Consider the following 19,185-nt stretch of genomic DNA (forward strand, 5'->3'; position numbering starts at 1 on the left):
TTAGGCTGTTTCTATGGATCATTTTTCGCTCGTCGATGGGGCGATGCACTGCGAAGGCGTGCCGTTGTCGGTGATTGCCGAGGCGGTCGGCACCCCGGTTTATGTCTATTCGACCGCGACGCTGAAGCGCCACGCGCGCGTGTTCCGCGAAGGGTTGGCGGGGGCGGGGGATGTCCACCTTGCTTATGCGATCAAGGCCAATCCCAATCTCGCGGTGCTGCGCGTTATGGCGGATGCGGGCTATGGTGCCGATGTCGTGTCGGGCGGCGAGCTGGCGCGCGCGCTGGCGGCGGGGATTCCGGCCAGCGACGTGGTGTTTTCGGGCGTCGGCAAGACCGTTGCCGAATTGACCACGGCGCTTGAGGCTGGGCTCGGCCAGTTCAATCTCGAGCTGGAAGAAGAAGGCGTCGTGCTGGCCGGGCTGGCGGCGGCGCGCGGACTGGTCGCCAATGCGACGCTGCGCGTGAATCCCGATGTCGATGCCGGCACCCACGCCAAGATTTCTACCGGCAAGCGCGAGAACAAGTTTGGCGTGCCGATCGATCAGGCCCCGGCGATTTTCGGGCGGCTGGCGGGCTTGCCCGGGCTCGCGCTGCGCGGTGTCGCGATCCACATCGGCAGCCAGTTGAGCGATCTCGCGCCGCTGGAGGCGGCTTATCGGCGCGTTGGGGAACTGGTCGCGCACTTGCGCGGGCTTGGCTTCCCGATCGAACGCGTCGATCTGGGCGGTGGGCTGGGCGTGCCGTATCGCGACGGCGATGTCTTGCCGAGCCCGGCTGAGTACGGCGCGATGGTCGCCCGCGCGACCAAGGACTGGGGCGTGCGGCTCATGTTCGAGCCGGGTCGCGTGATTGCGGGCAATGCGGGTGTGCTGCTGACCAAGGTCATCTGGGTCAAGCCCGGCGCGATCAATCCTTATGTCATTGTCGACGCAGCGATGAACGACCTCATGCGCCCGGCGATGTACGACGCCTGGCATGATTTCAAGGCGGTCCGTCCAACCGGCGAACGCATGATCGCGAACATTGCAGGGCCGGTGTGCGAAAGCGGCGACACCTTCGCGATGGGCCGCGACATCGATGCCGTGAAGAGCGGCGACCTCGCCATTTTCCGCACGGCCGGCGCTTATGGCGCTACGATGGCGTCGACCTATAACAGCCGCGCATTGGTGCCCGAAGTGCTGGTCGATGGGGACCGGTTTGCGGTAGTTGCCGACCGCATCCTGCCCGAGACGATCCTCGCCGCCGAACGCATTCCGGAATGGCTTACGCCGAGTGACTGACGACGCCCGCCTGCACAGTCTGCCGCTGTTCGTGCGGCTGGCCGGGCGGCCGGTGATTCTTGTTGGGACGGGCGAAGCCGCCGACGCCAAGCGCCGCCTGCTGGAGCGCGCCGGGGCCGAAATCGTTGGCGAGGACGCGAGCGCTGCGCTGGCCATCGTCGCGCTGGAGGAACCTGCGCAGGCGCAAGCGGTGATCGCGCGGCTGAAGGCCCGCGGCGTGCTGGTCAACGCCGTCGATCGGCCCGATGATTGCGACTTCACGCTGCCCGCGATCATCGATCGCAACCCCGTGATCGTCGCGATTGGCACCGGCGGTGCCTCGGCCGGGCTGGCGGCGGCGGTGCGGCAACGGCTGGAGACGCTGCTGCCGCAAACGCTCGGGCCCCTCGCGACCGCGCTGTACCGCTGGCGGGCCACGATCCGGCTCGCTTTCCCGTCGCTGGAGGCGCGGCGGCGCGCGCTGGGCGCGGCCTTTGCGCAAGGCGGAGCGCTCGATCCATTGGCGGCGGGGCCGGAGGCGGTCGAGCCATGGCTGCTGTCGCCGATCGCGCAGCGCGACCAATTCGTCCATATCCGTCTGGTCTCGGACGATCCCGACGATCTCACGCTTGCCCAGGCGCGCGCGCTCGCTTTGGCCGACCGGATTTATGCGGCGGCATCCGCTCCCTCTGCCGTTCTGGACCGCGCGCGTGCGGATGCGGTGCGGATCCTCTGCGCAGGTCCGCCCGTTACGCGCGAGCCGGGGCTTTCGGTTTGGCTGGAGAAACTATGAGCGGTTTTGCCTATTGCGTTGCCGACGGCAAGGCGGCGCGGATCGACATCGGCCAGGCCATCGCGGCGACTGGCGACCTGGTCTGGGTGCATCTCACCTCGAACAACGAAGATGCGCAGGCGTGGCTGACCGACACCGCCAAAGCCCCCGATTATATCGTCGATGCGCTGACGACGTCGGAATCGCGCCCGCGCTGCGATGCGGTGGGCGATGGCGCGTTCCTCAATTTGCGCGGGCGCTCGAACGAAGCGATGACCACCTCCGACCCGCTCGCGTCGCTGCGGATCTGGGCGGTGGCGGGGCGGGTGATTTCGGTCACCCGGCGTGCGGTGACCGCGATCGACGATGTCGTGAAGCTGATCGAGGGCGGCCATATCCGCGACCCAGGCGACCTGATCGCCGAATTCGCGGTGGCGATTACCGAAGAGCTCGATCCCGAAGTTGCCGATCTCGGCGACCGTCTCGATGATTGCGAAGCCGATCTCGATGCGGACAAAGTGTTCGAACTGCGTCGCGGTGTGACCAAGGTGCGCGTTGCGGCGATCGGCTATCGGCGCTTCCTGCAGCCGCAGCGCGCCGCGCTGGAGAAACTTGCGGCGCTTCCTTGCGATTGGCTGCATGATGATGACCGGCTGCATCTCGGTTCCGCGGCCGACCGCGCGGCGCGTATGGCCGAGGAACTGGAAGCGATCCGCGAACGCTCGGCACTCATGCATGAATCTCTGACCGATCTGCGCGCCGAGCAGATCGATTCGCGCGCACTGCTGATCTCGATCGTGGCGTTGATTTTCCTGCCGCTGACCTTCCTGACCGGGTTGTACGGCATGAATGTCGAGGGGTTGCCTTATGCCAAGGAACCTTGGGCGTTCGACGCGATCGGCGGGATTTGCATTGCGATCACGATCGGGATCATCGGGTATTTCAGCGCGAAACGCTGGTTCGGCTGAGCCATTGGATCCGGTCGGTCAGCGCCTTGACCGACGCAGCCAGGCGCTTGCGCTCGGCCTGCGTCGCGGCGAGCGTGGCCCTGGTTTCGCCCAGTTCGACCGCACGCGTCGCAACGCGGGCATCGAGCGCTGCATTGGCGCGCTTGAGCTCGGTGATTCGTCGGGCGCGAGCAAGCACGCGGGCAATCCGTGCGGCAAGGACATCGAAGTCGAGAGGCTTGGCGACATGGTCGTCGGCACCGGCCGCGAGTCCGTCGATCGCGGCGGCGGGGTCGCGGTGACCGGTCATCATGATAACCGGCAAGTCCGCCGTATCGGCATTGCTGCGGATCTCGTGCAGAACCTGAAGGCCGGACATGCCCGGCATCACCATGTCGAGCAGGACCAGATCGAACCCGCGCGCCGCAATCAGGTCGAGCCCTTCTGATCCGTTGTCGCTGAGCGCGGTGCGATAGTCGAGCTGACCGAGCCGCTGGCCGAGCACGCTGAGGCTGGTGCGGCTATCGTCGATCGCCAGGATCGTGCCGGTCGCGGGCGGTGTTGCGCACGGTGTCGAAGCAGGGGACTCGATCGGCGGGGTAGCGTCGGTGCGCGATTGCGGCGGCGTTATGCGGGTGCCATTCCGTTGCGACAGGGGGCTGGTCATGCGGCGCGCACGGTACGCCAGGCCTGGCCGATCTCGTCGAGCGTCGCTGCGACCTCGCGAAACGGAGCCGGATCGCTGCCGATGCTTGCATTGACCACGGTTTGCCGCGCTCCGGCATAGAGGTTGGCCAAAGCGGGGGCGACGGTGCCACCGGCGTCGAAATCGAGCCCCGCCTCCAGCGCGAACAGGATCGCGGTGGCACGCGTCACCTTTTCGCTCTTCATCGCATAATTGCCGTTCTCGGCAGCCCACGCGGCCCCGCGCAAGGCGCGGATCGCCTCGTCATACAATAACTGGACAAGCGCTGGCCCATCGGCCTCGGCGGTCTGTCCGGCGAGTTCGATCTGACGATACGTCGCCTCCGGGTTGCGGCCGAAAGCGGTTGCGTAGGCGGTGCTCACCCGGTTTTGTTCCACTGCGCGATTTGGTTCGTCAGCGCGGTTTGCGATGCCTTGTATTTGGCCACCAGCGCGTCGGACGCGGCATATTGCTTGGTCAGGCGTTCCTGATAGGCCGTGGTGTCGGTGGCGACCTTGGCTTCGGCGTCGGTCACCTTGGTCTTGGCAGCGGTATAAAGCGCGGTGCTGCCGACCAGACCGATATGTTCGACATTGCCGTTGATGGTCACTTTCTGGTCGACTGCTGCGGTCGAGATCGCATCCAGCGCCGCGGCGATGCCGCCGCCGGTTGCGCCCGTGCCATTGGCAAACAGCGCTTCCACCGCATCCGGGGTATTGGTCAGCGCAGCGTTCAGCTTGGTCGAATCGACGCTCAGCGTGCCGTCGCGATTGGTCGACACGCCGATCGAGGCAAGGTTGATTGGGTCGCCTGCCGCCGCGCCCGTCGTCAGCGTGGTCAGCGGCAATGCGCGCAGCGCGCGCGCCAGGCTGGTCGCATTATTGTCGTTGCGCAGCGCACCCGAGGTGGAATCGGTCTCGGTCTTGAGCACCGCCTGCAGCTGATTGTAGGTATCGACGAAATCCGTCACTGCCTGCGATAGTGCCGCAGTCGGTTTGGTGTTGCCCAAGGTCACCGGCTTGCCGACCGCAGTGCCGGTAAGTTCGAGCTTCACCCCCTCAACCAGATCGGACACTGTGTTGCTCGAGCGTTCGATGCTGACGCCGTCGAGTTTCAGCTGGGCATTACCAGCCGCGCTGCCGATCGTGGTCGCGCTCTCGCCGACGCCGACGTTGAGTGCGGACAGTGCCGGCGTGTCGCTGGAGAGGGTGAACGCCTGATTGGTGCCGGTCGCGCCTTTCAGCGTCAAGCGCGCAGTGCCATTGGCGTCGGTGACGATGCTCGCGGTCACCCCGGCAGACGCGGCGTTGATTGCCGATGCAATTCCCGAAAGCGTCTGGTGCGCACTGTCGATGGCGATGGTCACCGGTTTGGCGGTTCCCGCAGTAAAGCCCGTCAACGCGCCGCTGTCGACGGTCGCTGTGCCGAGGGTCAACGTCAGATTGCCGGTGCCGACGGTGGCATCCCGGCTGGAGAAGGACGTTGCGCTGGTGGCCACCTGCGCGGTGGCGAGGCGAGTCACTTCGACCGAGGCGGCGAGACCCGACAATTTCGCACCCGGAAGCGCAGTCGCGGTGAGGACGCTGGTGTTCGAACTCGTAGGCTGTGTCACCAAGGTGCCGCCCGTCACCAGCGTCTTGAGCCCGGCGGCAAAGCTGGTGATGCCGCTTTGCACTTTGGCGACCGAGGAGATCTGCGCGGTGAGCGCATCTTCCTGCTTGGTCAGCGACGCGTTCTTGGCAGCGAACTGCGCTTGCACGAGGGAGGCGACCAACGATGCCGTGTCGACGCCGGATCCGGCCCCGAGCGAAGTGAGGATCGACTGGGTTGCGGTGGTGGTCACCATGGCTGTGGTCTTGCTCCCAAACTCATGTGTAAGAACGACGGGCGGGCGGTCATGTTTAGGATTCCTTCACGCCATTTTCGTCGAAGCGCGCGCTCGGCGGCACCAGCACCGGCGGCGGCGTACCGCCCGCCGCGGTGTTGAGCCCGAACACGAAGGCAAGGATCGTCGCCAGCGCGACATACAGGTCGTCGCGCACCTCTTGCCCTTCGCGGCTGGTGTAATAGACGGCGCGCGCCAGCGAGGGATATTCGAGCACGGGCACCTGCGCTTCCGCCCCCAATTCGCGGATCGCGAGCGCGATCACGCCGCGGCCTTTGGCAACGACGACGGGCACCTGGTCGGACTCGCGATTATAGCGCAGCGCGACCGCAAAATGCGTCGGGTTGGTCAGGATGACATGCGCTTCGCCCACCGCCGCGCGCATGTTGCGCTTGGCCATCTCGCGTTGACGCTGACGCATCGCGCCCTTGGCCTCGGGCGAGCCTTCGGTTTCCTTATGCTCGTCGCGGATCGCCTGTTTCGACATGCGCAATTTGCGCAGCAGCTGGATCAATTGCAGCGGCACGTCGATGCCCGCGATGATCACGAGCCCGCCCGCCATCGCGAACAAAATCCCCATGAAGGTGCCGCCGAGCGCAGCGACGGCCGTGCCGATATTGGTCGAGGCAAGGCCGATCGTCATGTGCGACGCCTGTTGCAGCATATACCAGCCGATGCTGCCGAGCAGCGCCACCTTGAGCAGCGACTTGCCGAGCTCGATCCACCCTTGCGGTCCGAAGATGCGCTGCAGGCCCGAGGCGGGGTTGATCCGCGACGCCTTGGGTGCGAGCAATTTGCCATTGAAACCAAGGTGGCCAAGCCCGGCCTGGCCAAGGATCGCCGCCGCCAGCGTTACCGCCAGCAGTGAGCCGATTGCCGGTGCCAGCTTCCAGCCGCTTTGCAGGAGCGGGCGGAAAGGGGAGAAATCCTCGATATCGCGCTGGTCGAACGAAAAACTCGACGTCATGATCTCCTTGCACGCACCGACCAGCGAAGGCCCCATCATCGCCAGCCAGCCGCACCCGGCGAGGATCACCAGCGCGGTTGCAAACTCGCGCGATTTGAGGATGTCGCCCTGTTCCGCCGCATCGCGTTTGCGCTTGGCGGTTGGGGCTTCTGTCTTTTCACCATATTCGTCTGCCATCAGCCGAGCACCAGGCTTTGCGTGGCGGCGAGACCTTCGTTGATGATGACGAGCAGATAATCCCCCATCGCCGGAAAGCCCAAGGCGAGCGCAACCACGCCGACCGCGAGGCTGGCGGGCAAGCCGACCGCGAACAGGTTGAGCGACGGGGCAGAGCGCGAGATCATGCCGACGACGAGATTGAGGCACAGCAGCAGGAAGCCGACCGGCAGCGCCAGCAGCAATCCCGCAAGGAAGGTGTAGCCGCCGAAAAACGCGATATTCTCAAGCTGCGCTGGTTTAAGCCAGGCGGCCCCCGGCGGCAGTGCGTCATAGCTCTTCACGATCATCTCGACGAGGATGAGGTGGCCGTTGACGCTGAGGAACAGCAGCGTCAGCATCATCGAGAAAAACTGGCCGAGCGCCGGGGTCGAGCGGCCGTTCTGCGGATCGATCGCGGACGCGAAGCCGATGCCCATCGAGGTGCCAATCACTTCGCTCGCGATCATCGGCGCGGCGAATGCGATTTGCAGGATGAAGCCCATGGCAAAGCCGACCAGCGCTTCCGCTGCGACCGCCAGGAAGGTGGTGAGCGCGAAGATCTGCGCAGGCGGCACCACCGGATGCACCGAGAGCACCAGCACGCCGATCGCGCCGGACAACGTGACGCGCACGGTGACCGGGATCGACACCGCGCTGAACACGGGAGCCGCGATGAACGCCGCGCCGACGCGCACCATCACGAAGATCAGCGCCCATAATTGCGGCTCGATCGACAGGCCGAAGCCGAGCGGTCCGTTCATCTTCCCCTCCCGCTTGCGGGAGGGGTTAGGGGAGGGGCGTGGCGCGAGCATTGCGCGCGATAAAGGAACTGCCCTCCCCCAGCCCCTCCCGCAAGCGGGAGGGGGGAAGAAAGGGTCAGGCCCGCGCTCATCGCACCAGATCCGGGATCCGTTCGAAAATGCCGATCGTGAAATCGGTGAGCAGCCCCAGGATCAAGCTGCCGAACACCAGGATCGAGACCCCGACGACGATCAGCTTAGGCACGAACGACAAAGTCTGTTCGTTGATCGAGGTCGCTGCCTGGATCATGCCAGTGATCAGCCCGGCGAGCAGCGCCGGGATCAGGATCGGCGCGGCGGCGAGCGCCAGCACCCACATCGTCTGGTTGGCGACGGTCAGGAAATAGTCCGCGTCCATCAGAAACGCTCCTTTCCGTTCGCCCTGAGCCGGTCGAAGGGCAGCGCGCCACGGCGACCGCGGCAGGTGCTGCGCGCGGGCTTCGACAAGCTCAGCCCGAACGGTCGTGTGCTGCGCATCGCTTCAACTCACGAACGAATTGGCAAGACTACCCATCGTCAGCGCCCAGCCATCGACCAGCACGAACAGCAGCAGCTTGAACGGCATCGAGATGATCGTGGGCGACAGCATCATCATGCCGAGCGACATCAGCACCGTCGCCACCACCAGATCGATCACGATGAAGGGCAGGAATACCAGGAACCCGATCTGGAACGCGGTCTTCAGCTCGCTGGTGACGAAGGCGGGCAGCAGCACCGAAAAGGGAATGTCATTGGCCTGTTTGTACGGCCCGCTCTTGGCGATGCCGGCAAACATGGTGATGTCCTTCTTGCGGGTCTGCTTGGTCATGAAGGTGTGCAGCGGGATCGCGGCGGCCTTGATCATGTCGGTCGCGCCGATCTTGCTTTCGGCATAAGGCTGGATCGCGGTCGCGTTGATCTGGGTGATCGTCGGGGCCATCACGAAGAAGGACAGGAAGAGGGACAGGCCGATCAGCACCTGGTTGGGCGGCGTCTGTTGCAAGCCCATCGCCTGCCGCACGATCGCCAGCACGATGATGATGCGCGTGAAGCTGGTCATCATCAGCAGGATGCCCGGGAGGATCGTCAGCAGCCCCATCACGATCAGGATCTGCAAGCTCAGCGCCATCGGCGCATTGCCGCCGCCAAGATCCTTCAGCGCGCGATCGGCGGCGTCGCCGGCCCCTGGGGTCGGCACCGCGATCGGGGCGGCCTGGGCGAAGGCAGGGTGCGCGACCAGGATCGCGAAAACCACGCCGAGCAGCATCAGCGCCAGCTTGCCCCAAGGCAGCACGCGCGCCACCGATGGCTTGATCAGCGCCGGGCCCGAGCCTTTGCGAATGACCTTGACGCTCACCGTGCGTCCCCACCGCGATCGACCAACGCGACGCCGGTGCGGCTGACCGAGACGAGCAGCTTGCGCCCCTCGAAATCGATCACCGCCAGCCGGACGCTGGGCGAGATCATCATGGTCTCGGTGACCTTGAGCAGCCGATTGGCAGGCTGACCCGGCAGCCGCGATTCGAGCCGACGCCAGGCATAGAGGCACCCGATCATCAGGCCGCACACCAGCGGCAGTAGCACGACGAGCTTGAGGATATAGGACCACATCATGGCGATCAGGCCCGCTTCTCGGGGCTGACCAATTCGGTCATACGCACGCCGAAGCTGTCGCCGACCATCACCACTTCGCCGCGCCCGATCAGCGTGCCGTTGACCAGCACGTCGAGCAGTTCATTGGCTTGGCGGTCGAGCTCGATCACGCTGCTTTCGCCAAGCGCGAGCAATTCGCGCAACGTGAGCGAAGTCGAACCGATTTCGACTGTCAGCTTGACATCGACGTCCTGCAGCAGCCGGAAATTGGCGGCCAGGCTGGCATCGACGGGGAATCCGCCACTCAAGTCGGTCATTGCAATTCACCCCCGAAAGCACGGTCTAGGTCGTAGGAAATATGCGTGAGCTTGATCGCGGCCTTGCCGTTCGACGTACCGACAGTCCCCGCGCCGAGCCGATCGCGGCCGACCATCACCGGCACGTCGCCACCGACCGAAATCGGGATCACGTCGCCCGCCTTCAGTTCCATCAATAGGCTCAGCGACACCATCGGTTCCGCCAGTACGGATCGGATCGGGAAGCGCACGTCCATCACCGCACGGGTGAGGCCGTTGCGCCACGCCGGGTCAGGCTCGGCGGTCTTGCCATGCACCTTGCCGGTCAAGGACGGGCCGTGTGGCTTCAACGCGGTGACGGGATAGAGCAGGTCGAGGAACACGGGCTTGGCGGTCCCGGAGGCGATGCCGAAGCGCGTGATGACGACGGCGTCATCGGCGTCGAGATCGGTAATCAGCGCCGGATTCGCCTCGACCCGGCCGGGGGTGAACTCGATGCGGGCGAGCGGCTCCCATGCCGCGCGCATCGGCTCGGCCAGCATCCGGCCGAGCTGGGCGATCATCGCCTCGGCGGCGGGGGTGAATTCGGCGGGCAAGCTGGCGGGCGCGGCCCCCGTGCCGCCAAAGAACAGATCGAGCAATTCCATCACGAAGCGTCCGTCGAGCACCGCCAGCGCCTGCCCTGCGGCGGGTGTCCCAACCGCCGTCATCGCCATTGGCAGCCACGCGGTCAGGCCGTCGGGGCGTTCCACCCGGTAATCGGCCAGGCGCTGCACCACCAAAGGCTCGGCCCAGGTGCGGCATTCGCGGCGCAGCAACGGCTCGAACACGGCGCGCACGCCGCGCGCGAGGCGCGCGGACAAATGCTGCACCGTGTGCAGGTCGCCGAACGGGTTGAGGTTGGCCGTCCCCAGCGTGACATGCTCTGCTGTCCGCCGGGGCCGTTCCCGCCTGTCGCTCGCGCTGTGAAGGCCTTCGTTAACCATGCCTCACTGAACAACGAAATTGGTAAAGTAAACGTTACCGACGCCTCCAAAGCCTTCTTTTTCCTTGAGCGTATCGTTGATCGCTTTGGCGATGCGACGCTGCAAAACCTTCTTGCCGTCGCTGGTAAACACCTGCTCCTCGGTGGTGTCGCCGAGTGCCATCAGGATTGCCGAGCGCACCGCGATTTCGTTGGTCTTGATGTTCTCGATCACCGAATCGTCATAGGGCGTGGAGACGGCGACCCCGACCTGCACGAAATGGACGCTGTCCTGCAGGTTGGAGGTGAACTCCTTGTCCATGGTATAGTAATTCGAGGCATATTTGTCGCCGCCCACGCCGATCGGTGGCTTGGTGCCGCCTTTGGCTCCCTCGGCACCCTCACCGGTGCCGACGCGCTTCTGCTCGGCCTTGGGGACCAGCCGTGGGCCAGTCGGCTCGGGTGCGGCCTTGCTGCCGCCAAGCAGCCCGGCATGCATGGCGAACACCGCGCCGCCGACGCTGCCGCCGACGAGCACCAGCCCGCCGACGATGAGCAGCAGGATCTTCATCATGCCGCCCTTCTTCTTGGGCGTTTCCTTGGTGGCATCACTCATGGTTACTTTCCTTCATCTTTAGGCGAGGCGGTGGTCGACGGGATCGTCAGTGGCTTCGGAGCGCGCGCGGGGCGGCGTTCGCGAAGGTTGCGGGGTTGGGCGCGGCTGCGGGGCGGCACCGTTGCCGCCGCCCGCGCTATCGGTGGTCACGCTGGTATCGCCGATGCGAACGCCGCGCGCGGAGGCCAGTTCGGTCAAGCGCGGCTGCGCCTCGGCGATCAGCGCGCGGGTGGCTTCATGCTGGGCGGTGAAGCGAACATGGACGCGGTCGCCATCCTGGCGCACCGCGACGTCAACGCTTCCCAGTGCGTCGGGGGTAAGCTTTATGCGCGTGTCATGCGCATTGGCATCGTCGCGGAGCGTTTCGATGCGATCGATCATGTGCTGCAAGCCCTGATCCTGCCTCAGGTCGAGGGGCGTGGCGTCGGTTTTGCCGGTTGCCGACACGCTTGCCGGACCCCGCAAATCGACCGTCGATGCCGGGCTGAGGGCGACTGAGAGTGTGGCAGTGTCGCCCTCATTGCGGGCTGCGGGCTTGTCGCGCCAGGACGTCGCCGCCGCGATTGCCGCCGCGAAGACTTGACCGGCGGGTTGCGGCGTCGTGCTGACGGTGATGGCTGGCACTGCGGCGTCGCGCCGGGCGACCCGGATCGGCGGATCCGAACGATCAACCCGCGGGGGTGATTGCGGCACCGCTGGCGGCGTGATCGCGCTCGACGCGGCAACGATCGGGAGGGGTGCCGCAGGTGCGGAAACAGCGGCAGGCACCAAGGGCCCTGCGTCGCCCGGCAGCGGCGTTGCCACGGGTGCGGTTGCCGTTGAAACGATGGGGAGCGGTTGGGCCGTGGTTATGAGCTCGGGCCGAGACGGCTCAGGCTGGCGGATCGCGTCGACGCGATCGGAATTTGGCAGTGTGATCGAAACGGGCGGGGTGTCGACCCTTGCTGGCGCGTTTGACGGTGCCGCAGCGACGAGCTCGCTCCCGGCGGCGGGGATGGTCTGAACGATCGCGGCCGAATGGACGGCAGGTGGCGATACCGTATGGCCGACTATGGTGGCATCCGCGTCTGCGGCGTTTGCGATATCTGAGGTGACGGGCGCTTGGGCCCCGGTCGATGGCAGCGTCGACGGGCGGGTGGGCGTTGCCAGCGACGATATTGCGGTCGTGACAATTGGCGAGGGTGCGGACCTGAGGCTCGTCACCGATATCGCGCGCTGAGCCGCGGCGGGCGAGGCCACGGTTGCCACGCTCTGCAGACCTGAATCGAGTTCAGCGTCGTTACCGGTCGCCGGTGCAAACGCGATAGCGGGCGCGACCAGCGGCGACCCCGGATTTGGGACAAGCGCTATCGTCGCATCGTTTGCGTCGACGCGAACGGCCTGGGGCAAGCTGTTGTCTGCGTGCGCTGGCTGCGCGCGCGCCGTCGCCGGGCGTGCCCGCGATGTCGCCGTCGCGTCGCGCGCTTCCAGAAAAGCGCTCAGGGTTTGGACGCGTGCTCCGGTCGCCCGAGGCGGGGCGGAAAGGGATATCGATGGTTTTGCGGCTCCGGCCGTGGAAGTCCCGGTGTCCGGCGACAATGGCTGCGGCTTCTCGGCCAAGACGGTCGGTGCGGGTGTCGCGTCCCTTACGACCACCACCGGGACGATTGGCTCGATCGATGCGGCGAGGGGCGCAAGCGGAGCCGCCCCGCTTTGTGAGGGCACCGGCAGGGGGCTATTGTCCTGCGACAGTGCCTGCGGCTTCTCGGCCAAGACGGTCGGCGCGGGCGTCGCGTCCGCTACGACCACGGCCGGGACGACTGGCTCGATCGATGCGGCGAGAGGCGCAAGCGGAGCCGCCCCGCTTTGTACGGCGGCAGGCCGCTTGTGGCTCGACCGGTCGATCGCGGGAAGCGGTGCCGCCGTTGCTGCTGCGGTCACGTTTGCGGAGGCCACTGCTGCTGCGGAAGCGCCGGTCAGCAGGCCTTGCCCTTTGTCCCGCCAGCGCGTCGTCGACGGAGGGAGCGGATCTTTGGCGGTGGCCGTCGGGCGATGCGACGCGCCATCGTTTACGATGGCGACAAGCGTGGTGTTTGGCGCAACCGCGGGCACCCGCGAAGCGGGCGCGCCGCTATCTGTCCCACCCTGCGCCGCCACAAGCACGACGGCTGGCATAGGTGCGGCGATCTTCGCGGAAGCGACTGGTGCCGTCGTGGACGGCCCGGCGGCAAGGGACGTTCCTTCAGCGTCGATCACAGCGGATTCGAGCCGGCTGCCATCGTACGTCGTTTGCAACGCCGTATTTTGCGCGGGCATGGCCTTCGGGACTGCGGCTGGGAGTCGAGCCGGCAGAGCGGTTTTGATCTGGACGACCGGTGTGGCTCCCGAGGCCGTCGGATCGGTTCGTGAAGGAGCCCAATTCAGAACGGCGCTCGGCCTGTCGGTTTCGGACGCGCCGACCGTGGCCAGGAGGGGTTGGGGCAAACCTTTGCCGTCTACGGCAGCCGCTTGCCGCGTCAGGATCGCCAAGGTGCTTCCGGGCACCGTAGTCGTGGCATCGCGTGCCTCGAGGATCGCGCCCAGCGCTTTCTCGAAACCACCGGGCGTGGAGCCCCCGTGGCCGGGGGCTTGTCCGTGGCCTGGGGCAAGTGCGGATGGCGCAGACGATAGGGGCAACGGATCGATCATGCAGGCTCCAACGGGGATCGATCGCAACTCCCGATCGACGTCGTCAGAGCTTCAGCAAGGATCGTGCCGAATTTTGCGCGTTGACGGTGCGGCTTCCATCGCGCGGATCGCCTTGACCACGGCCTCGGCGTCGGCGCGGGCGATCAATTTCTCGATCGCGCTTTGGTCGCGGCGGGCCTCACGCGTCGCTTCGCTGGCGCGCGCAGCGGTTGCCTGGGCCGCGCGCAAGCGGCCTTCGGCTGCTTCGGCCGATTGGTGGAGCCGCTCGCGAAAATGCGCTGCAGCGACCAGCGAAAAGCCAGCGACGGGTTCCGCCGCCGGTGTGGGTGAGACGTTCGCGGTGAGCTGCGCAATGCGCGACCTGAGCATTTGTTCGCTGGCGGCGCGATCGTGCGCGCGTGCCTCCTCGGCCTGGACCAGCCCAAGCTGGAGCGTGCGCACCCGCAGAATGCGGTCGAGCTTGGAGGGCTTAGCCATCGCCGAACACGCCGATCAGCTCGGCGGCGGCGTCGGGCAGCGAGACCATCTCGTCGGGGTCCTGCTTGATATATTCGAGCACCGCCGGATGGCAGGCGATGGCGGCGTCGATCGCCGGATCGGCACCCGAGCGATACGCCCCCATCAGCACCAGATCGCGATTTTCCTCATAGGTGGCGAGGTGGCGGCGCAGCACGCGCGCGGCCATCTGGTGCGGCTTATCGACAATGTCGTTCATCACGCGGCTGACCGAGGGGCCGATGTCGATCGCGGGATAAACGCCGCGTTCGGCCAGCGCGCGGTTGAGCACGATATGCCCATCGAGGATCGAGCGGGCGCTGTCGACCACGGGATCGTTGCCGTCATCGCCATCGGCGAGCACGGTATAGATGGCGGTGATCGATCCGCCCGAGGAAACGTCGGTGCCCGCCCGTTCGATCAGATTGGGCAGCATCGCGATCGCCGAGGGCGGATAGCCGCGCGCGCTGGCGGGTTCGCCCAGCGCGAGGCCGATTTCGCGCCCGGCATGCGCGACGCGGGTGAGCGAATCCATGATCAGCAGCACCTTCTTGCCCTCGGCACGAAAGGCTTCGGCAATGGCATGGGTGCGGAGTGCGCCACGGATGCGCAGCACTGGCGAATGGTTGGCGGGCACGGCGATGACGACGGCACGCTTGCGCGCTTCGCCTGCCACCTTGGTTTCGAGGAAGTCGGCGACTTCGCGGCTGCGTTCGCCGATCAGGCCGATGACGATGACATCGGCCTCTGCCGCGCGCACAATCATGCCGAGCAGCACCGATTTGCCGACGCCCGAACCGGCCATGATGCCGATGCGCTGCCCCTGGCCAACGGTGAGCAAACCATTGATCGCGCGCACGCCGACATCAAGCGGGTGCAGCACGCGACCCCGGTCGAGCGGCGATTGCAATTTGCCCGCAAGCGGCCAGCGCCCCGCACCGCGGATCGGCCCCAGCCCGTCGATCGGCTTGCCCGCGCCATCGACCACGCGACCGAGCAGCGCCGCCCCGACCTCAGCCTCGCCCGGAGGTCCGAGCGGGCGTACCGGCGCTTGCGGGAGCAGCGCCGCAGGGCCGCCGAGGTTCATCAACAAGGTGCGGCCATTGCGGAAGCCGATCACTTCGGCTTCGACGCCCGCTTGACGATCGCCGACCTGGCACACCGTGCCGACCGGGAGCGTCAGGCCAACGGCCTCCATCAACAGCCCGTCAAACGACGCCAACCGCCCGGACACCTTGGGTCGTGGCGCGAAATCGGGCAGGCCGAGCGCGTCGAGATAGTCGCCGGTGAAGCGGTTCAGCATGGCATGCTCTTGGTGTTCCGTTCGTGCTGAGCCTGTCGAAGCACCTCTCGCCCCACAAGCGGCGGTGCGACAAACGATGGCCCTTCGACAGGCTCAGGGCGAACGGCGCGCGGGTCGGTCATGCCCCCGGCACCGCGACATGGTCGATCGCTTGCGCCAATTGTTCGAGCCACAAGTCCGGCCCATCCTCGACGATGGTCGACGCGCTTTCGAGCACGAACGATCCCCGCGCCACGCTCGCATCGCCGACCGCGAAGATCTGGCGGGGCAATTTGCCCTCGAGCAAGGCGACATCGTCGGGGTGGACGCGCAGCATCGCCGATTCGGTGGCATCGGTCAGCAAGTCGGCGGCGGCTTCGATCCGCTGGGCCAGCCGGTCGGACGAAATGCCGACATCGCCGACCAGCCGCGTGACCAGGAACAGCACCGTTTCGCGCAAGCGCCGCGCAACCGCTTCGCGGTCGATCCGGTCGTTCGATTGCAGCGCCTGGGTGAGCGATTCGAGCAGGGCGCGGTCGCGTTCCGCCAGTGCCGTCATTTCCGCACGCGCGGCGTCGCCGCCTTCGACATAGCCGATCGCATAGCCCGCTTCATGCGCCACCGCGACTGGATCGACAAAGGGCTGTGCCGGCGGGGCCGGGTTGGCATCGAACGGATCCCAGCCTGCGGTGGGATTGGTGCCGGGGGCGGCGGGCGAGAAATGCCGCGGGCGTTCGCCGTCGCTGTCGTGGGGGGAGAAAGAGACCGGCCCGCGCTCGGCCCGCTCGCGCAAATCGGCGGCGGCGAAGCCCGCGACCCGCGGCGCGAAGGCGGCCTGCAGCGCTTCCGCCACGCCCCGGCTGCGCGCGGAAAATCCGGCGGTGAATTCAGACATAATCGTCTTCACCCGCGCCCATCTGGATGGTGCCGTCCTTGGCGAGGTTGCGTGCGATCTGGATGATCACCTTTTGCGCGTCGAGCACTTCTGAGAGCTTCATCGGTCCGCGTGCTTCCATCTCGTCGCGAATGCCGTCGGCGGCGCGGCTCGACATGCAACCCAGGAAGCGCCCGCGAATGCTCTCGTCCACGCCCTTGAGCGCGCGCGTCAGAATGTCGCTGTCGATGTTGCGGATGAGCGTACCCAGATTCTTGTCGTCGAGTTCGAGCAGATTTTCGAACACGAACATCGCTTCCTCGATCGCCTTGGCGACGTCGCGGTCGATCTTGAACAATTTCGGCATGACGCGCAGCTCGGTCGCCTTGCGGCCGCTCGACAGGATCTTGGCGGCATCGCGCGTGCCGCCAAGCGTCACCCCGGCCGATGCCTGTGCAGCACCTGCGCGGTTGGCGAGCATCGTACGCAGCGTTTCGACCGCTTCGGGTGTGATCGGCCCCAGCCGCGCGAGCCGGTGCAGGATGTCGGGCTGGGCGGCATCGGGCATCAGTTCGAGCACTTGCGCGCCGACGCTGGGTTCGAGATTGGCGATCAGCACGGCGGCGATCTGGGGATGTTCCTTCTCGATCATCGCGGCGATTTCGCTGGCGTCGAGCCAGTCGAGCAAATCGAGCTGGCACGCGTCTTCAGCGGGGACGATCCGCGCCAGCACGCTATCGGCCTTTTCCTGCCCCAGCGCGCGCGTCATCACCGCCTCGATCCGCGGACGCGGGTCGAAACCGATCGCGGTGCGCTCGCGTGCCTTGCCGACGAAATCGTCGAGCGCATATTCGACCTCGATCTCGCTGACATCGGCAACCGCAAACATCGCCTTGCCGAGCTGGCGGACTTCTTCGGGGTCGAGCTTTTGCAGGATCGCGGCGGCTTCTTCCTCGCCGACCAGCATCATCAACACGGCGGCACGTTCGACGCCGGTAAAGGTGCGCATGGGAGCGTTCATGACTTGATCATGTCCCGAACAGCGAGCGCGGCGCGCGCCGGATTGTCGCGGGTGAAGCCGCGCACCATGCCGATGCGATCGTCATAGTTGCGGGCACTTTCCAGCGCGTCGATGCTGACGGGCTGGTCGGTTGGCGGCGGCGGGGCCTGTCCGCCCCCCTGCGCTTCGCTCAGCAGATCGCGACCCAGCGCCGGGCGATCCTGCGATGCCACGGGTGCGGGATCCTTTTTCATCAGGCTCTTGGCGAGCGGGCGGACGCCGAGGAACAAGACCAGCAACGCGATCACCAGCGCGGTCGCATTGCGCGCCACCACCGGTAGCCAGCCCGCCTCATACCAGGGCTGCTTGTCGTCCAGCGCGGTTCCGCCAGCGAATTTGCGGCTGATCACGGTAACGCGGTCGCCCCGGCTGGGGTTGAAGCCCACCGCCGTCTGGACGAGTTGCGTGACCTGCTGGATTTCGAGCGTGCCGCGCGGCTTGCCGGTTTCGGGGTCACGCAGCAGCACCGCGACCGACAGTCGCGTGATCGTGCCAGGGGCGGTACGGCTGACCGACACTTCTTTCCCTAGATCATAAGCGCGCGAATATTGGTCGCTCGCTTTCATCGCATCGCTCACCGCGCCGGCAGCGGCCGCCACCACCGGTGCAGCGGCACCGGGAGTCGAGACGCCTGAGCCTGCGGGCGGTGCCGGGGTCGGCGTTGCGGCGGGTTGCGGGGCGGACAGAGTCGATGCGGGCGGCGGCGTGTTGGACAGCGCGCCCGGAATGCCGCCGGGGGCTTGCGCGTCCTTGCCATTGCCGGTCCATTGGCCCTGCTCGACGCGGAGCGCGCCTTGCTTGTCATAGCTTTCGCGCGTCGCCTGGGTTTCGTTCAAGTCGACATCGGCCTGAATTTCGGCGGTGAAATTGCCCGCGCCGATCAGCGGGGTGAGCAATTGCACGACCTGGGCGCGGTACTTCTCTTCGACGCGTCGCTGAAAGGCGATGCGTTCGTCGCTGGCTATGCCGAGCTGGCTTTGGTTGGCACCCTTGGTGAGCAATCCGCCCATCTGGTCGACGATGGTAACCCCCTCGGGCTTCATGCCGGGGACAGACGAGGCGACGAGGTTGACGATCGAGGACACTTGCGCGTCGCCGAGCGAACGGCCCGGTTGCAGTTTCACGATCACCGAGGCGGACGGCGCGGCATTGTCGCGCACGAACACCGATTGTTCGGGCGTGGCGAGGTGGACGCGGGCTTCGGCAACGGCGTCAATCTCCTGGATCGACCGTGCGAGTTCGGTCTCGCGTGCCTGGCGCAGGCGTTCGCCTTCGACGGCGCGCGACACGCCCATCGGCAGATTGTCGAGGATCTGATATCCGCCGGGCGCGGCCTTGGGCAGGCCTTGACCTGCAAGCAGAATGCGCGCGCGCGAATAATCGTCCTCCGCGACCGTCAGCGCGCCGGTGCCGGGGTCAATCCGCGACGTGATATTGGCCTGTTGCAACGCCGCCGTCACCGACGCCTTGTCGCTGTCGGCTAACCCTGAGAACAGCGTCTTCTGCGTGGGCGTGGCGAGCATCATCCAGGCGAGCGCGGCGGCGGCGATCAGGCCGACGAGCAGGACCATCGGCAAGCTGCGGCGCACGGCCGGTTGCGCCAGCAGACCCTGGATCTGCTGCAAGGGGTTGGCGAAGCGTTCGGGCACCAGGGCGGCGACACCGGACTGCGGGGCGGGGGTGAGGGCGTTGCTCATCTATCTTAGACCGGCATGCTCATAATGTCCTTGTATGCGGACAGCAGTTTGTTGCGGACTTCCAGTGTCGCTTCGAAGCCAACCGAGGCTTGCTGACGCGCCATCATCACCTTGGCGATGTCGATCGTCTCGCCACGTTCATAGGCT

21 protein-coding genes are annotated in these 19,185 nt (G+C 66.3%); 3 read left to right on the plus strand and 18 right to left on the minus strand.

Translation table 11 applies throughout. The features are described 5' to 3' along the window. Window positions 1-13 precede the first annotated feature (13 nt). From lysA to ACP7BL_RS11330, 3 genes are read left to right on the plus strand one after another with little or no spacing between them, the layout of a single operon-like run. Window positions 14-1,282 (plus strand): diaminopimelate decarboxylase, encoded by a 1,269-nt coding sequence (gene lysA / locus ACP7BL_RS11320; RefSeq protein WP_426258354.1) that lies wholly within the window; start codon window positions 14-16, stop codon window positions 1,280-1,282. After that, complete coding sequence (locus tag ACP7BL_RS11325; RefSeq protein ID WP_426258355.1) at window positions 1,275-2,054, plus strand: precorrin-2 dehydrogenase/sirohydrochlorin ferrochelatase family protein; 780 nt, start codon at window positions 1,275-1,277, stop codon at window positions 2,052-2,054. The genes lysA and ACP7BL_RS11325 overlap by 8 nt, the downstream gene beginning before the upstream one ends. Beyond that, window positions 2,051-3,001 carry a zinc transporter ZntB gene (locus ACP7BL_RS11330; protein ID WP_126849255.1) on the plus strand — a complete coding sequence of 317 codons (951 nt, stop codon included), beginning with the start codon at window positions 2,051-2,053 and terminating at the stop codon, window positions 2,999-3,001. The genes ACP7BL_RS11325 and ACP7BL_RS11330 overlap by 4 nt, the downstream gene beginning before the upstream one ends. Here ACP7BL_RS11330 and ACP7BL_RS11335 read toward each other — a convergent pair. The 18 genes from ACP7BL_RS11335 to ACP7BL_RS11420 form a co-directional block, all read right to left on the minus strand. Beyond that, a complete protein-coding gene (locus ACP7BL_RS11335) occupies window positions 2,976-3,647 on the minus strand; it encodes a response regulator (RefSeq protein WP_426258356.1) in 672 nt (223 codons plus the stop codon). The two genes, ACP7BL_RS11330 and ACP7BL_RS11335, sit on opposite strands and share 26 nt — an antisense overlap. Continuing rightward, the gene (locus ACP7BL_RS11340; protein ID WP_033965696.1) at window positions 3,644-4,048 is read right to left on the minus strand and encodes a flagellar protein FliS; all 405 of its coding nucleotides are present in this window, start codon (window positions 4,046-4,048) and stop codon (window positions 3,644-3,646) included. The genes ACP7BL_RS11335 and ACP7BL_RS11340 overlap by 4 nt, the downstream gene beginning before the upstream one ends. After that, window positions 4,045-5,511 carry a flagellar filament capping protein FliD gene (gene fliD / locus ACP7BL_RS11345; protein ID WP_137902896.1) on the minus strand — a complete coding sequence of 489 codons (1,467 nt, stop codon included), beginning with the start codon at window positions 5,509-5,511 and terminating at the stop codon, window positions 4,045-4,047. The genes ACP7BL_RS11340 and fliD overlap by 4 nt, the downstream gene beginning before the upstream one ends. 55 nt (window positions 5,512-5,566) lie before the next feature. Next, the gene (locus tag ACP7BL_RS11350; protein ID WP_426258357.1) at window positions 5,567-6,694 is read right to left on the minus strand and encodes an EscU/YscU/HrcU family type III secretion system export apparatus switch protein; all 1,128 of its coding nucleotides are present in this window, start codon (window positions 6,692-6,694) and stop codon (window positions 5,567-5,569) included. Then, on the minus strand, window positions 6,694-7,476 hold the full coding sequence (fliR, locus tag ACP7BL_RS11355) for a flagellar biosynthetic protein FliR (protein WP_010405398.1): 783 nt from the start codon (window positions 7,474-7,476) through the stop codon (window positions 6,694-6,696). Before fliR ends, ACP7BL_RS11350 begins: the two co-directional genes overlap by 1 nt. Before the next feature lie 127 nt (window positions 7,477-7,603). After that, window positions 7,604-7,873, minus strand: a complete 270-nt coding sequence (fliQ, locus tag ACP7BL_RS11360; RefSeq protein WP_426258358.1) for a flagellar biosynthesis protein FliQ — start codon at window positions 7,871-7,873, stop codon at window positions 7,604-7,606. A 123-nt stretch (window positions 7,874-7,996) separates the two neighbouring features. Next, complete coding sequence (gene fliP, locus ACP7BL_RS11365) at window positions 7,997-8,851, minus strand: flagellar type III secretion system pore protein FliP (protein ID WP_033963875.1); 855 nt, start codon at window positions 8,849-8,851, stop codon at window positions 7,997-7,999. After that, window positions 8,848-9,108, minus strand: a complete 261-nt coding sequence (locus ACP7BL_RS11370; RefSeq protein ID WP_010405393.1) for a flagellar biosynthetic protein FliO — start codon at window positions 9,106-9,108, stop codon at window positions 8,848-8,850. Before ACP7BL_RS11370 ends, fliP begins: the two co-directional genes overlap by 4 nt. 5 nt (window positions 9,109-9,113) lie before the next feature. Beyond that, window positions 9,114-9,404 carry a flagellar motor switch protein FliN gene (gene fliN, locus ACP7BL_RS11375; RefSeq protein WP_010405391.1) on the minus strand — a complete coding sequence of 97 codons (291 nt, stop codon included), beginning with the start codon at window positions 9,402-9,404 and terminating at the stop codon, window positions 9,114-9,116. Next, window positions 9,401-10,369, minus strand: a complete 969-nt coding sequence (locus ACP7BL_RS11380) for a flagellar motor switch protein FliM (RefSeq protein WP_341204176.1) — start codon at window positions 10,367-10,369, stop codon at window positions 9,401-9,403. The genes fliN and ACP7BL_RS11380 overlap by 4 nt, the downstream gene beginning before the upstream one ends. A gap of 3 nt (window positions 10,370-10,372) precedes the next feature. Then, window positions 10,373-10,963, minus strand: coding sequence for a flagellar basal body-associated FliL family protein (locus tag ACP7BL_RS11385; RefSeq protein WP_426258359.1), 591 nt, complete (start codon window positions 10,961-10,963; stop codon window positions 10,373-10,375). An 18-nt stretch (window positions 10,964-10,981) separates the two neighbouring features. Beyond that, a complete protein-coding gene (locus ACP7BL_RS11390; RefSeq protein WP_426258360.1) occupies window positions 10,982-13,117 on the minus strand; it encodes a flagellar hook-length control protein FliK in 2,136 nt (711 codons plus the stop codon). A gap of 564 nt (window positions 13,118-13,681) precedes the next feature. After that, window positions 13,682-14,107 carry a hypothetical protein gene (locus tag ACP7BL_RS11395; RefSeq protein ID WP_426258361.1) on the minus strand — a complete coding sequence of 142 codons (426 nt, stop codon included), beginning with the start codon at window positions 14,105-14,107 and terminating at the stop codon, window positions 13,682-13,684. Further along, on the minus strand, window positions 14,100-15,428 hold the full coding sequence (locus ACP7BL_RS11400) for a FliI/YscN family ATPase (protein ID WP_126849248.1): 1,329 nt from the start codon (window positions 15,426-15,428) through the stop codon (window positions 14,100-14,102). The genes ACP7BL_RS11395 and ACP7BL_RS11400 overlap by 8 nt, the downstream gene beginning before the upstream one ends. Window positions 15,429-15,546: 118 nt before the next feature. After that, a complete protein-coding gene (locus tag ACP7BL_RS11405; protein ID WP_426258362.1) occupies window positions 15,547-16,302 on the minus strand; it encodes a FliH/SctL family protein in 756 nt (251 codons plus the stop codon). Next, entirely contained in the window at window positions 16,295-17,302 is a 1,008-nt protein-coding gene (gene fliG, locus ACP7BL_RS11410) for a flagellar motor switch protein FliG (protein ID WP_426258363.1), read from the minus strand. The genes ACP7BL_RS11405 and fliG overlap by 8 nt, the downstream gene beginning before the upstream one ends. After that, complete coding sequence (fliF, locus tag ACP7BL_RS11415) at window positions 17,299-19,038, minus strand: flagellar basal-body MS-ring/collar protein FliF (protein ID WP_341204182.1); 1,740 nt, start codon at window positions 19,036-19,038, stop codon at window positions 17,299-17,301. The genes fliG and fliF overlap by 4 nt, the downstream gene beginning before the upstream one ends. Window positions 19,039-19,043: 5 nt before the next feature. Beyond that, window positions 19,044-19,185 (minus strand): flagellar hook-basal body complex protein FliE (locus tag ACP7BL_RS11420; RefSeq protein ID WP_426258370.1); only part of this gene is annotated, 142 nt, incomplete at its 5' end.

The organism is Sphingomonas sp. DC1600-2, from assembly GCF_049897605.1.
In the GTDB taxonomy this organism is placed as follows: Bacteria; Pseudomonadota; Alphaproteobacteria; order Sphingomonadales; family Sphingomonadaceae; genus Sphingomonas.